Source organism: Pseudomonas sp. RIT409, from assembly GCF_003052515.2.
In the GTDB taxonomy this organism is placed as follows: domain Bacteria; phylum Pseudomonadota; class Gammaproteobacteria; order Pseudomonadales; family Pseudomonadaceae; genus Aquipseudomonas.
Genome location: NZ_QARE02000003.1, coordinates 303,489 through 317,035, shown reverse-complemented (window position 1 = coordinate 317,035; position 13,547 = coordinate 303,489). Strand labels below are relative to the sequence as shown.

The following is a 13,547-nucleotide window of genomic DNA, read 5'->3' as shown; positions in this document are numbered from 1 at the left end:
CTTTGGCCGTCGCTTCGCTGGCTCCCCGCCGGGTGCGACGGTATGCTGGGGCGTTCGCGATTCTGTCTCGGGCCTGCGATCCGGGCCCTGCACATGTAGGTAAGGAGCCTCTGTGGAGTTCATCTTCGATTACGCCAGCTTCCTGGCAAAAACCGTCACCGTGGTCATAGCGATCATCGTGGTGCTGGTCATGATCGCCTCGCTACGGGGCCGCGGGCGTCGTGGCGGCGGTGGGCAGTTGCACGTGACCCGGCTCAACGATTTCTACAAGGGCCTGCGTGATCGCCTGGAAGGTTCACTGCTGGACAAGGCCAAGCTCAAGGCGCTGCGCAAGGCCCAGGCCAAGGAGCAGAAGAAGGACAAGAAGCAGGGCGAGGTGAAACAGCGGGTCTATGTGCTGGATTTCAACGGCGACATCAAAGCGTCCGCCACTGAAAGCATGCGCCATGAGATCACCGCGTTGCTCAGCCTCGCCACGGGCAAGGACGAGGTGGTGCTGCGCCTGGAAAGCGGCGGCGGCATGGTCCACAGCTACGGCCTGGCCTCCTCGCAATTGGCGCGTATCCGTCAGGCGGGGATTCCGCTGACGGTGTGCATCGACAAGGTCGCGGCCAGCGGTGGTTACATGATGGCGTGCATCGGCAATCGCATCATCAGCGCACCGTTTGCGGTGTTGGGTTCGATCGGCGTCGTGGCGCAACTGCCCAACGTGAACCGTCTGCTGAAAAAGCACGACATCGACTTCGAAGTCCTGACCGCCGGTGAGTACAAGCGAACCCTGACGGTCTTCGGCGAAAACACCGAAAAAGGTCGTGAAAAATTCCAGCAGGACCTGGACATTACCCATGAGCTGTTCAAGAACTTCGTTGCCAGTTATCGCCCGCAGTTGCACATCGATGAAGTGGCGACGGGCGAGGTCTGGCTGGGCATGGCGGCCAAGGACAAACAACTGGTCGATGAGCTGAAAACCAGCGACGAGTATCTGGCGGACAAAGCCAAGACCGCTGATGTCTTCCACCTGCACTACGCCGAGCGCAAGAGCCTGCAAGAGCGCGTGGGGCTGGCGGCCAGTGGTTCGGTGGATCGGCTGGTGACCGGCTGGTGGAGCCGATTGACTCAACAGCGGTTCTGGTAATTATTTTGTTGTGGGAGCGCGCTTGCCCGCGATGACGTTGTGCCAGGCGACATCTGTGTCATAGGCACGCCGCCATCGCGGGCAAGCGCGCTCCTACGATACGAGTCGTTGATCGTTCCCACGCTCTGCGTGGGCACGCAGCCTTGGACGTTCTGCGTCCGGTGACGCGGAGCGTCACGCGATTCATTCCCACGCGGAGCGTGGGAACGATCAACGATACGAGTGATAACAAAAAGCCCCGGCTTCGTGAGAAGCCGGGGCTTTTGCATGGCGGAACGTCAGCGTTCAATCAACGGCGACGGAACAGCGGTAACGGCTCGTCGGTGGCGGCCTGATAGGTCACCGAGAAATCCTTGAGGCTTTCAAGGGCTTCGTACGGGTCTTTGTCGGCCCGGATGGCGAAGGCGTCGAACCCGCAGCGACGCAGGTAAAACAACTGATCGCGGAGCACGTCGCCAATGGCCCGCAATTCGCCTTTGAAGCCATAGCGGTCGCGCAACAGCCGCGCATTGGAGTAACTGCGGCCGTCGGTGAAGGCCGGGAAGTTAAGGGCGATGACCTGGAACTGGTTGGCGTCGTCCCCGATTTCTTCGGCCTCTTCGTCGCTGTCCAGCCAAACGCCCAGGCCGCCGTCACGGGCCTTGAGCGCGTGGGCATGTTCACGCCACAGCGCCAGCGGCACGATCAGATCGTCGCAGTTGGACAGGCCGTCCAGGGGGGTGTCCTTGGGCAGCAGGTGCCAGGTCTCGTCCACGACTTCGTTGTTCTTAATGATTCGCTGCATAGACGCGCTCCTTGAAAGGGTCGATGCCGATACGCTGGTACGTGTCGATGAAGCGCTCGTCCTCGTTGCGTTTCTCGACGTAGACGTTGATCAGTTTCTCGATCACGTCCGGCATGTCGTCCTGCGCGAACGACGGGCCAAGGATCTTGCCCAGGCTCGCGTCGCGGCTGGCGCTGCCGCCTAGCGACACCTGGTAGAACTCTTCGCCTTTCTTGTCCACGCCCAGAATGCCGATGTGGCCGACGTGGTGGTGGCCGCAGGCGTTCATGCAGCCGGAGATGTTGAGGTCCAGCTCGCCAATGTCGAACAGGTAGTCCAGGTCATCGAAACGGCGCTGGATGGACTCGGCGATAGGAATCGACTTGGCGTTGGCCAGCGAGCAGAAGTCACCGCCGGGGCAGCAGATGATGTCGGTCAGCAGACCGATGTTCGGGGTTGCGAAACCTTGCTCGCGCAGTTCGCCCCACATCGCGAACAGTTGGCTCTGTTCGACGTCGGCCAGAATCACGTTCTGCTCGTGGGAGGTGCGCAATTGGCCGAAGCTGTAGCGGTCGGCCAGATCGGCGATGCCGTCCAACTGCTTGTCGGTGACATCGCCCGGCGCCACGCCCGTCGGCTTGAGCGACAGGGTGACGGCGGCGTAGCCAGGCTTCTTGTGCGCCAGGACATTGCGCGAGCGCCAGCGGGCAAACCCCGGGTGTTCCTTGTCCAGTGCCGACAGTTCGGCGCTGAAGTCGGGCAGCGTCTTGTAGTCGGGGTCGACGAAGTGCCGGGCCACGCGGTGCACTTCGGCTTCGGTGAGGGTGGTCTGGCCGCCACGCAGGTGAGCCATTTCCGCCTCGACCTTCTCGGCAAAGACTTCGGGGGTCAGTGCCTTGACCAGAATCTTGATCCGCGCCTTGTACTTGTTGTCGCGACGGCCATAGCGGTTGTAGACCCGCAGGATGGCGTCCAGGTAGCTGAGCAGGTCCTGCCAGGGCAGGAATTCATTGATGAACGCCCCCACCACCGGGGTGCGGCCCAAACCGCCACCCACCAGCACGCGGAAGCCCAGCTCGCCGGCAGCGTTTTTCACCGGCTCCAGGCCGATGTCGTGCACCTCGATGGCGGCCCGGTCAGAAGTCGAGCCGTTGATCGCGATCTTGAATTTGCGCGGCAGGTAGGCGAATTCCGGGTGGAAAGTCGTCCATTGACGGACGATTTCGCACCAGGGGCGCGGGTCAACCAGTTCGTCGGCAGCGACGCCGGCAAACTGGTCCGTGGTGACGTTGCGCAGGCAGTTGCCGCTGGTCTGGATCGCGTGCATCTGCACGGTGGCCAGTTCAGCGAGAATATCGGGAATGTCTTCCAGCGCGGGCCAGTTGAACTGCACGTTCTGGCGGGTGCTGATGTGCGCGTAGCCCTTGTCGTAGTCGCGGGCGATTTTCGCCAGCATCCGGGCCTGACGGGACGTCAGTTGGCCGTAGGGCACAGCCACGCGCAGCATCGGGGCGAAGCGCTGGATATAAAGGCCATTTTGCAGCCGAAGCGGGCGAAATTCTTCTTCGCTCAGCTCGCCGGCCAGATAGCGGCGGGTCTGGTCGCGGAACTGCTTGACGCGGTCCTCGATGATCCGCTGATCGTACTCGTCGTATACGTACATGGTGGTCCTGTTCTCAGGCGATTCACTGCTGCCTGGACGCACAGAGAGGCGATGCGATGTCACCTGCGTTCGGTGCGTCCCAACAAATCTGCGCGCACGGTCGCGCAGCCTCCAACGAGGCCGGGGGAGGTTACCAGTTTGCTGATATGCGCAAAAGTGAAGTTTGAATATAAGCAAAGAACCGGAAGTAATAAGCCCTTCGTCAGCCGCTTTCGCCCTGACTTGTGCAAAGGACAGGCCTCGACTTTACTCATCCAAGGGCCGAGGTCAACCGTCTTCGGTCGGCGCCGGAGCCTGTGAAAGGCCGTTCGCGACAGCCCGGCGATTGAGGCGGCTGATAAGGGCGGGCCGCAGGTTCGCTGAGTGGCCGTGCCGCTGCGCAAGGTGCGTCGATGATTTCGATGTCACCGGTTCATCTGCAATCACCCATAAGAAGCACAAGAGGCGATGCAATGAGTAGATCCCATCCTAAAACTGCCAAGTCCGACAGTCGCGTAGACGCCTGGGCGATTCTCTTCCTGATCATCCTCGTGGTGGGGGCCGCCGTTTTCTGGGTCAGCCATCAATAGCAGCGATACCCGCTTCACGCAGGGGTACGACTTACCCGCCAGCGGCCGATAAGGTATAAGCAGACCTATGCGGGTCGGCGAACGACTTATGGGTGATGAGGCTCGGTGTCCATGATCAGGTGTTTCATTGGCTGCCTCATGTGTGGCGTGGCTTGGCTGTGGGGCGGGGCAGCGTGGGCGGCCTCGGTGGTATTTCTCAATCCCGGCTCCGTGCCGGACCCGTACTGGAACAGTTACTCGCGTTTCATGCAGGCTGCAGCGGATCGCCTGGGCATGGGCCTGACCATTCACTACACCAACCGTGACACCCGCACTTTGCTGACCTTTGCTCGCGAGGCGTTGCAAGGCAGTGCGCGGCCTGACTACCTGGTATTTTCCAACGAACTGAACGTCGCCCCGGAAATCCTGCGCCTGTCGCGGGGCAGCGGCGTCAAGCTGCTGGCCGTCAATAACACCTTCACCGCGGATCAATTGAGCATCCTCGGTGATCTGCGCACTCGCTACCCGGACTTTCTCGGCAGCGTCGTGGCCAACGATGAAGAGGGCGGCTACCTGGTCGCCAAGCGCCTCATCGAATCCCGTCCGTCGAACGCCTCAGGCCAGCCAGTGGAAATGCTCGCCTTTTCCGGTACCAACACCACACCCGTGTCCCTGCAGCGGGAGCAAGGTCTGTACCGGGCGCTGGCCGAACACCCTGAAGTCCGCTTGCGCCAGATCGTGCTGGGCGGCTGGCGGCGGGACAGGGCTTACGAACAGGCGCAAGTGCTGCTCAAGCGCTATCCGGCCATCAGCCTCATCTGGACGGCCAGCGATTTGATGGCGTTCGGCGTGATCGACGCAGTGGGCGAAAGCGGAAAGCGCCCCGGGGTCGACGTGTCGCTTGGCACCGTCAACGACTCCACGGCCGCGTTGCAGGCGCTGGTGCAAGGCCAATTGAGTGTGGTGGTCGGCGGCCATTTCACCTTGGGAGGCTGGGCGCTGGTATTACTGAACGATTACGACCGCGCCGACAGCCGCACTCGCTCGCCCATCGCCACCTGGCGCGTGCGGGCGATGCAGGTTCGGGAACGCAGCGACAGTGTCCGCTTCATGCAGGCCAATAACCAGGACGACTATGGGATCGATGTGCGCCAGTTCGTGGGTGGCCACAGCCCGGCGGGTGTGGCGTACCCCTTTGAGCGGGTCGAGGCAGTGCGCTGAACCGGTCACTGAAGAGACACCGATGTTCAGCGCGGAGCTCCGCGGTCAGCGGGGCCGACCGACTTGTCTGTCCAGCCGTTACTCGTCATACCCCAGATTCGGCGCTAGCCAACGTTCGGTGACGCGCATCTCCTGGCCTTTGCGGGCGTTGTAACTTTCGACCTGATCCTTGTCCACCTTGCCCACGGCGAAGTACTGGGCCTGTGGATGAGCGAAGTACCAGCCACTCACCGCCGCTGCCGGGAACATCGCGTAGTGCTCGGTGAGAAACACACCGCTGATGCCAGGCTTGCCATCGCCCTGCGTCGGATCGAGCAGATCGAACAGCACGCCTTTTTCGGTGTGGTCCGGGCACGCCGGGTAGCCGGGGGCCGGGCGGATGCCGACATACTGCTCCTTGATCAAGGCTTCGTTGTCCAGTTGCTCATCCCTGGCGTAACCCCACCAGGTTTTGCGCACTTCCTGGTGCAGCCATTCTGCGCAGGCTTCCGCGAGGCGGTCGGCCAGGGCCTTGACCATGATCGCGTTGTAGTCGTCGCCCTTGTCCTGATAGGCCTTGGCCACTTCTTCGGCACCGATGCCCGCGGTGGTGATGAAGCCCCCCACATAATCCGTCACGCCGCTGTCTTTCGGTGCGACGAAGTCGGCGAGGGAAAAGTTTGGCTTGCCATCGGTCTTGATCGTCTGCTGACGCAGGTGATGCAACTTCGCCAGAGGCTGGCCGTGGTCGTCGAACAGTTGGATATCGTCATGATCGACTTGATTGGCCGGCCAGAAGCCAAACACAGCCCGACCACGGATCAGTTTCTCGTCGATCAGCTTGCGCAGCATTTCCTGTGCATCCGCAAACAGTACGGTCGCTGCTTCGCCCACCACCTCGTCGGTGAGGATGCGCGGGTATTTGCCGGCCAGATCCCATGAAATGAAGAACGGCGTCCAGTCGATGTAATCCACCAGCACGTTCAAATCGATGTCTTCCAGCACCCGGGTGCCAGTGAAGGTCGGCTTGACGGGGGCATAAGCGGCCCAGTCGAACTGAGGCTTCTTGGCGATGGCCGCACTGTAGCTCAGGCGTTCGGTGCGGGCGCTACGCGCGGAGGTGCGTTCGCGAACCTCCACGTACTCGGCGCGGGTTTTCTCGATGAACCCGGCTTTGAGCTCCTTGGACAGCAGCTGCGTAGCAACACCCACGGCGCGAGAAGCGTCGGTGACGTACACGACCGCATCATTGCTGTACTTCGGTTCGATCTTGACCGCGGTGTGGGCTTTCGACGTGGTAGCACCGCCGATCATCAGCGGGAGATGGAAATCCTGGCGCTGCATTTCGCGGGCTACGTGGACCATCTCGTCCAGCGACGGCGTAATCAGGCCGGAAAGGCCGATGATGTCGCATTTTTCCTCCTTGGCCACCTGCAGGATCTTCTCTGCAGGCACCATGACGCCGAGGTCGACGATGTCGTAGCCGTTACAGCCCAGCACCACGCCAACGATGTTCTTGCCGATGTCATGCACGTCGCCTTTCACCGTAGCCATGAGGATTTTGCCCTTGGCTTCCGGCTTGTCGCCTTTTTCCGCTTCGATGAAGGGGATGAGGTGCGCCACGGCCTGCTTCATCACCCGGGCCGATTTCACCACCTGAGGCAGAAACATCTTGCCCGAGCCGAACAGGTCGCCGACCACGTTCATCCCCGCCATCAGCGGGCCTTCGATGACTTCGATCGGCCGGGCGAAGGTCAGGCGCGAGGCCTCGGTGTCTTCGACGATGTGGGTGGTGATGCCCTTGACAAGCGCATGCTTGAGGCGCTCATTGACCTCCCAGCCGCGCCATTCCTCGGTCTCGGCTTCCTTGACTGAACCATCACCCTTGAATTCGTCGGCGATGGCCAGCAGCACTTCGGTGCCGTCATCGGTGCGGTTGAGCACCACATCCTCCACCGCGTCGCGCAGCTTGACCGGGATCTCGTCATAGATTTCAAGCTGACCGGCGTTGACGATGCCCATGGTCAGCCCATTGCGGATCGCGTGCAGCAGGAAGACCGAGTGGATCGCCTCGCGCACCGGGTTGTTGCCCCGGAACGAGAACGACACGTTGGACACGCCGCCCGAGGTCAGCGCATAGGGCAATTCATCACGAATGTAGGCGCAGGCATTGATGAAATCGACGGCGTAGTTGTCGTGCTCCTCGATGCCGGTGGCGATGGCAAAGATGTTCGGGTCGAAGATGATGTCTTCTGGTGGGAAGCCGACCTCATTGACCAGGATGTCGTAGGAGCGCTTGCAGATCTCTTTCTTGCGCGCCTCGGTGTCGGCCTGACCGGCCTCGTCGAACGCCATGACCACCACCGCTGCGCCGTAGCGCTTGCACAATTTGGCGTGATGGATGAACTGCTCGACGCCTTCTTTCATGCTGATCGAGTTGACGATGCCCTTGCCCTGGATGCACTTGAGGCCGGCTTCGATCACCTCCCATTTCGACGAGTCGATCATGATCGGCACGCGGGAAATGTCCGGTTCGCCGGCAATCAGGTTGAGGAAGGTGACCATCGCCTTCTTCGAATCCAGCATGCCTTCGTCCATGTTGATGTCGATCACCTGCGCGCCGGCCTCGACCTGCTGCAGAGCGACTTCCAGCGCTTCGGTGTAATTGTCTTCCCGAATCAGCCGGGCGAACTTGGCGGAACCGGTGATGTTGGTGCGCTCGCCGACGTTGACGAACAACGACTGACGATCGATGGTGAAAGGCTCAAGGCCCGACAGACGACAGGCTTTCGGAATGTCCGGAATGGCACGCGGCATGTAGTTGGCCACGGCGTTGGCGATGGCCTTGATGTGCGCCGGGGTAGTGCCACAGCAGCCACCGACGATGTTTAGGAAGCCGCTCTGGGCGAACTCTTCGACCACTTTGGCCATTTCTGCCGGAGATTCGTCGTACTCGCCGAATTCGTTCGGTAGACCGGCGTTCGGGTGGGCGGATACGTGGGTGTCGGCTTTGTTCGACAGTTCTTCCAGGTACGGACGCAGCTCGCTGGCGCCCAAGGCGCAGTTCAGGCCCACGGAAATCGGCTTGGCGTGACGCACCGAGTTCCAGAATGCTTCGGTGGTCTGGCCGGAGAGGGTGCGGCCCGAGGCGTCGGTGATGGTGCCGGAAATCATGATCGGCAGCTCGAAGCCTAATTCGTCGAACACCCCTTGTACGGCGAAGATCGCCGCCTTGGCGTTCAAGGTGTCGAAGATGGTTTCGATGAGGATCATGTCCGCACCGCCCTCGATCAGCCCTTTGGTGGCTTCGGTGTAGTTCTCGACCAGTTCGTCGAACGTGACGTTGCGATAGCCCGGATTATTGACGTCGGGCGACAGCGAGCAGGTGCGGCTGGTCGGGCCGAGAACGCCGGCGACGAAGCGCGGCTTGTCGGGGGTTTCGAGCGTCTTGGCGTCCGCCACCTGGCGGGCGAGGCGCGCGCCTTCCACGTTCAGCTCATAGACCAGCGCTTCCATGCCGTAGTCGGCCTGGGACACTTGCGTGGCGTTGAAGGTGTTGGTTTCGAGGATGTCCGCACCGGCGTCCAGGTATTCTTTCTCAATGGCGCCGATGACGTCGGGGCGCGTGAGGACCAGCAGGTCGTTGTTGCCCTTGACGTCGCTTGGCCAGTCGGCGAAGCGTTTGCCGCGGTAATCTTCTTCCTCCAGGCGAAAGCTCTGGATCATGGTGCCCATGCCGCCATCCAGAATCAGAATGCGCTCGTTGAGCGCTTGATGGAGTGCTTTGAGACGCGCGTTGCGATCGGACATAGGCCTACCTGGAAGACAAAAGCGAAAAGATGACGATGAAAGGTGCGAAATAATAGCAAACCTGCACGCTTTTAAACCGTGACGCGATTTAGATGAATTCTGTTCATGTTGATGGCGGCTCGCCACAGGTAGAATCGTTCCGGTTTTTTCTTCTCAGGACGTTCGTTCCATGTTGCATCGCGTGTTTGCCATTGTCTTGGCGGTATTTTCCTGCGGTGCAGCGTTCGCGCAGTCACCCTCCGGATCGACCCCGGCGTCTCACCCGGCAATTTCCTACAGTCGTGATATCCAACCGATCTTTACCGAGAAATGCGTAGCCTGCCATGCATGCAACGACGCGGCCTGCCAGTTGAACCTGGGCAGCGGCGAAGGCGTGCTGCGCGGCGCGTCCAAGGTGCCGGTGTACCAAGGGGAGCGCAGCCAGGCCATTGCGCCAACGCGGATTTTCTATGATGCCGAGGGCCCGGAGGCCTGGCGCAAGAAAGGCTTTTACTCGGTGCTCGACGGCCAGAGCAATCAGGCGGCGTTGATGGCGCGCATGCTGGAGTTCGGGCACCGCACGCCGTTGGTGCCCAATGCCAAACTGCCCGATGACATCCAGCTTGGACTCAACCGGGAGAACATGTGCCCGTTGCCTCAGGAGTTCGATGGTTACGCCGCCTCTCATCCGCGGCAAGGCATGCCGTTGGCGGTGACCGGGCTGACGGACGCGCAGTACGACACCTTGCAAAGCTGGCTGGCGGCCGGGGCGCCGGTGGAGCAGGCGCCTTTGCAGCCAAGTGCAGGCGAGGCGGCGCAGATCACCGAATGGGAGCAGCTGTTCAACCGCCCGGGTTCCACGCAAGCGCTGGTCGCGCGCTGGCTCTACGAGCACCTGTTCCTGGCGCACATCTACTTCACCGGCGGCGAGCCCGGGCACTTCTTCCAGTGGGTCCGCTCGCGGACCCCCAGCGGCCAGCCCGTGGACTTGATCGCGACCCGCCGTCCCGACGACGATCCGGGCACGACGTTCTATTACCGCCTGATGCCGGTGCAAGGCGTGATCGTGCACAAGACCCACATCACCTACCCGATGGGGCCGGAGAAGCTGGCGCGGGTCAAGCAGCTGTTCTACAGCGGCGATTGGCACGCCACCGAGTTGCCGGGGTATGGCCCTCAGCGCCGCGCCAATCCGTTCGATACCTTCAAGGAAATTCCGGCCGTGGCGCGTTATCAGTTCATGCTGGATAACGCCGAATACTTCGTGCGCACCTTCATTCGAGGGCCGGTCTGTCGGGGCGAGATCGCAACGGATGTGATCCGCGACCATTTCTGGGCCTTGTTCCAGGAGCCGGCCCACGATCGGTACGTCACCGACGCCGGCTACCGTGCCGAGGCCACGCCGTTGCTGGCGATGCCGGGCCAGAACGATGACGTGGGCAGCGTGCTGAGCCTGTGGCTCGACTATCGCAACAAGCGCAATGCCTATGAGGACCTGCGCCGGGACGCCTACGCGCACATGCCGCCGCCGGGTTGGGCCACGCTGTGGGCCGGCAACGACAACGCGTTGCTTACCATCTTCCGCCACTTCGACAGTGCGACCGTCAACAAAGGCCTGATCGGCGACCTGCCGACCACCGTCTGGCTGTTCGACTACCCATTGCTGGAGCGCACGTATTACCAACTGGTGGTGAATTTCGACGTCTACGGCAACGTCTCCCATCAGGTTCAGACGCGGCTGTATTTCGACCTGATTCGCAATGGCGCCGAGGTCAACTTCCTGCGCCTGATGCCTGCCGACGCGCGCGACGATATTCTCGGCAGTTGGTACCAGAACAGCGGAAAGCTGAAAATGTGGCTGGACTACCAGGCCATCGACGACGACACGCCCACCGGCATGAAGCTGGATGAAAAGGCCCCACAGCGTGATTTCGAACGCAAGTTGATCGAACGCGCGGGCACGCTCAACGTCGCACCTGACCCAATCAATCGTTGTTCCGGCGCGTACTGCTCACGTCCCGGTATCGGGCCGGTGTTCAGTGACGTAGAGCAGGCACTCAGTCGCTTGGTGGCAAGGCCGGCTGCAGGGCTCAGGGTCATCGATCAATTGCCTGAAGCCACGATGTTGCGCATCCAGGACGGCACGGGTAAGCGCATCGTCTACAGCATGCTGCGCAACCGTGCGCACACCAACGTCGCATTCCTCCTTGGCGAGGCCTACCGCTACGAGCCGGGGCTGGACAACCTGACCATCTACCCGGGTGTACTCACCAGCTACCCGAATTTCATGTTCAACATTCCGGCCAATGAAGTCCCTGCATTCGTCGATGCGATGGAACAGGCTCGCGGCCACAAGGATGCGTTCGAGAAAATCGTCGAGCGCTGGGGCGTGCGGCGCAGCCACCCGCTGTTCTGGACCTACTTCCACGATTTGGACCGGTACATCCAGGAAACCGAACCTCAGGAGGCGGGCGTGCTGGACATGAACCGGTACGAGAATCTCTGACACCCGAAACGGGCGCACGGCGGGCGATTGACCGAAAAATCCTGATAAATCATGGCTCGCAGCCATTATGCAGCCCGTCAGTGCCTGCGAACCTTTTGCCCGACATCGACTCCGACCCCTGAGTCGCCCCCGCGAGACCTGGGCCTTTTCGAAGGCTGAGATCGCGGGTCAAACTGGTGTGAGCAAGAGGTTGCAGATGTTGATTTCGGTTCAAGCCCTGCGGGCACTCGCCGCGTGGGTCGTTGTATGTCACCACTTCATGCAGATTTTTTTCGACTTTCATCCCAGCGGCCCGATTGGCCGTTTCTTCACCGAGAAAGGCGCCGTGGGCGTCGATATCTTTTTCGTCATTAGCGGGCTGGTGATCTACCTCTCCACTGTCGACAAGGACATTCCCGCTCGCCGTTTCATGCTCCATCGCATCATTCGCATCGTCCCGGCCTACTGGCTCTACACACTGGCCATGGGGCTGCTGGTGGTCATGGCCCATCCCTTGTTACCCCACCAGGTGGTCGATTGGCAGAGTTTTGTCCTGTCGCTGCTGTTCATTCCTTCGGAAAACCCTGGCGGTTATGGCTTGTACCCCACGCTGAACGTCGGCTGGACACTGAACTACGAAATGCTGTTCTACGTGCTGTTTTCCATGGTGTTCCTGTTCCAGCAACGCTTGCGCCCGTTGATCATCGCCGCAGCCTTGGTGGCGGTGACCGACGTGCTGGGGCGCTCGGGGCTGGTCAGCCGGTTTTACGGGAACGACATTGTCTACGAATTCCTGCTGGGTATCGGCGTGGGTATCCTGTACCGCCGTGGCTGGATCGCCGAACGCTTGTGGTTGCCGCTGCTGGCCATCGGCGCGGCATTGCTGACCATCAAGCAATTGCCGCCAGACCTTCGCATCATCAACTGGGGGCTGCCCAGTGCGGTCATCGTGGTGGCGTGCCTGTCGCTGGAGCCATACCTACGCGGCAGCCGACTGCTCAAAGCCATGGGTGATTGCTCCTATTCGGTGTACCTGTTGCACGTGCTGGTGCTGTACGGGGGCTGGCTGGCAACCGAGCGCTATGGCCTGAACCCCTACGCAGCGTTTGCCGTGTGTGTGCCGATCATCGCCCTGGGGGCGTGGCTGAGTTACGAATGGATCGAGAAGGGTCTGTACCGTCGCCTCAAGGGCTGGCTGGACCGCAGGAGAACGGTCGAGCAGGGCACCGCGGCGCGTTGAGAAGAGTGATCGGGGCTATTACCTGAGCGAATTACTGGGACTTTGTCAGTTGCCGTGGAATGGCGTAAACTCCGCCCCACGTCTGCGAGGAAATTTCATGACCGCTATTACGATTACAGATGCCGCCCACGATTACCTGGCCGATCTGCTGCAAAAGCAGAACACCCCTGGCATCGGCATCCGCGTGTTTATTACCCAGCCTGGCACCCAATACGCTGAAACCTGTATCGCTTACTGCAAGCCCGGCGAAGAGAAACCGGAAGACAAGGCCGTCGGCCTGAAAAGCTTCACCGCCTGGATCGACTCGTTCAGCGAAGCGTTCCTGGAAGACGCGGTGGTGGATTACGCCACCGACCGCATGGGCGGTCAACTGACCATCAAGGCGCCGAACGCCAAAGTGCCTATGGTCAACGCCGACAGCCCCATCAACGAGCGCATCAATTATTACCTGCAGACCGAGATCAATCCCGGCCTGGCCAGCCATGGCGGTCAGGTGACGCTGATCGACGTGATCGAGGAAGACGAGCGCAACATTGCGGTGCTGCAATTCGGAGGTGGTTGCCAAGGGTGCGGCCAAGCCGATGTGACACTCAAGGAAGGCATCGAGCGCACCCTGCTGGAGCGCATCCCTGAACTGTCCGGCGTGCGCGATGTGACCGACCATACGCAGAAAGAGAACGCCTACTACTGATTGGCGGCTCCATTGCGCAAAATGCCCCGACTT

Annotated in this window: 8 protein-coding genes; 5 read left to right on the top strand and 3 right to left on the bottom strand. The window is 61.1% G+C overall.

The window, feature by feature from the left end; genetic code table 11:
* Positions 1 to 112 precede the first annotated feature (112 nt).
* Complete coding sequence (gene sohB, locus DBP26_RS05970; RefSeq protein ID WP_108236509.1) at positions 113 to 1,135, top strand: protease SohB; 1,023 nt, start codon at positions 113 to 115, stop codon at positions 1,133 to 1,135.
* 289 nt (positions 1,136 to 1,424) lie between these two features.
* Here sohB and DBP26_RS05965 read toward each other — a convergent pair whose 3' ends face one another.
* Positions 1,425 to 1,919 (bottom strand): DUF934 domain-containing protein, encoded by a 495-nt coding sequence (locus DBP26_RS05965; protein ID WP_108236510.1) that lies wholly within the window; start codon positions 1,917 to 1,919, stop codon positions 1,425 to 1,427.
* Positions 1,903 to 3,561, bottom strand: a complete 1,659-nt coding sequence (locus DBP26_RS05960) for a nitrite/sulfite reductase (protein WP_108236511.1) — start codon at positions 3,559 to 3,561, stop codon at positions 1,903 to 1,905. The genes DBP26_RS05965 and DBP26_RS05960 overlap by 17 nt, the downstream gene beginning before the upstream one ends.
* A 680-nt stretch (positions 3,562 to 4,241) precedes the next feature.
* On the opposite strand from DBP26_RS05960, the gene DBP26_RS05955 reads away from it, so the two are divergent.
* Positions 4,242 to 5,330, top strand: coding sequence for an ABC transporter substrate-binding protein (locus tag DBP26_RS05955; protein ID WP_256600733.1), 1,089 nt, complete (start codon positions 4,242 to 4,244; stop codon positions 5,328 to 5,330).
* Positions 5,331 to 5,408: 78 nt separating this feature from the next.
* Here the strand turns inward: DBP26_RS05955 and metH are convergent, their stop codons facing one another.
* Positions 5,409 to 9,119: a methionine synthase gene (gene metH / locus DBP26_RS05950; protein ID WP_108236513.1), complete on the bottom strand. Its 3,711-nt coding sequence runs from the start codon at positions 9,117 to 9,119 to the stop codon at positions 5,409 to 5,411.
* A 169-nt stretch (positions 9,120 to 9,288) separates the two neighbouring features.
* On the opposite strand from metH, the gene DBP26_RS05945 reads away from it, so the two are divergent.
* From DBP26_RS05945 to nfuA, 3 genes are all read left to right on the top strand, one after another.
* Positions 9,289 to 11,604, top strand: coding sequence for a fatty acid cis/trans isomerase (locus tag DBP26_RS05945; RefSeq protein WP_108236514.1), 2,316 nt, complete (start codon positions 9,289 to 9,291; stop codon positions 11,602 to 11,604).
* A 196-nt stretch (positions 11,605 to 11,800) separates the two neighbouring features.
* Complete coding sequence (locus DBP26_RS05940; RefSeq protein WP_108236515.1) at positions 11,801 to 12,823, top strand: acyltransferase; 1,023 nt, start codon at positions 11,801 to 11,803, stop codon at positions 12,821 to 12,823.
* 97 nt (positions 12,824 to 12,920) lie between these two features.
* Entirely contained in the window at positions 12,921 to 13,514 is a 594-nt protein-coding gene (gene nfuA, locus DBP26_RS05935) for a Fe-S biogenesis protein NfuA (RefSeq protein WP_108236516.1), read from the top strand.
* Positions 13,515 to 13,547: the final 33 nt, after the last annotated feature.